Below are 664 nucleotides of genomic sequence, written 5' to 3' on the forward strand. Positions count from 1 at the left end.
GGGCGCGCTTTGTGGAGTGGCGTGGCGGACGTGTTCGAGCTGACGCCGGAGCAGTTGGTGCAACTGGAAGAGGCATGCCGGGCAAAGGATCGGCTGGACTCTCTGGATGCGGCGATCCGTGGCAAGCATGACGTGCTGCTGTCGATTGAGACGGACGATAACGGAGTGGCCAGCTTGGTCGTGAACTCGGCGCTGCGTGAGGCGAACGCGACGGCCACGGTCCTCAAGCAGCTGCTGGCGGCGCTGCGGTTGCCGGACGTGGAGGGTCGACGGCCCCAGTATCGGGGTCCGAGGGGTGCCTATCAGAAGTCTGTGGAGTCGGTCGCATCCGCCGGCAAGGTGTCGAGCCTTGACCGGGCGCGGAAGCGGCGCGCAGGCTGATGTTCCGCCCCCTGTTCGAGGGGCAGAAGTGCTCTCTCGGCTATGCCGTCATCGACTGGCTCGAGGAGTATGCCTGCCATGGCCCTGGGCCGGTGGAGGGGCAGCCGTTGACGTTTGATGATGAGATGCTCGATTTCGTCGTGGACGCCTACGAGCTCGAACCGGCGTCTGGGCGCAGGCTGATCTCTCGTGGCGTGCTGTCGATGCCCAAGGGTCGGGCGAAGTCGGAGGTTGCAGGGCTGATTGGCGTGGCGGAGGCCCTTGCTCCGGTGCGTTTCGATGG

1 protein-coding gene and 1 pseudogene are annotated in these 664 nt (G+C 65.7%); both read left to right on the forward strand.

The window, feature by feature from the left end:
* The coding region (locus Q5762_RS36885) for a hypothetical protein (protein WP_315896683.1) at positions 1-381 on the forward strand (381 nt) is incomplete at its 5' end.
* Positions 381-664 (forward strand): annotated as a pseudogene (locus Q5762_RS36890) (terminase); the annotation flags it as partial. The gene Q5762_RS36885 and the pseudogene Q5762_RS36890, both read left to right, overlap by 1 nt.

The sequence above is a fragment of the Streptomyces sp. P9(2023) genome, assembly GCF_032436795.1.
Classification (GTDB): domain Bacteria; phylum Actinomycetota; class Actinomycetes; order Streptomycetales; family Streptomycetaceae; genus Streptomyces.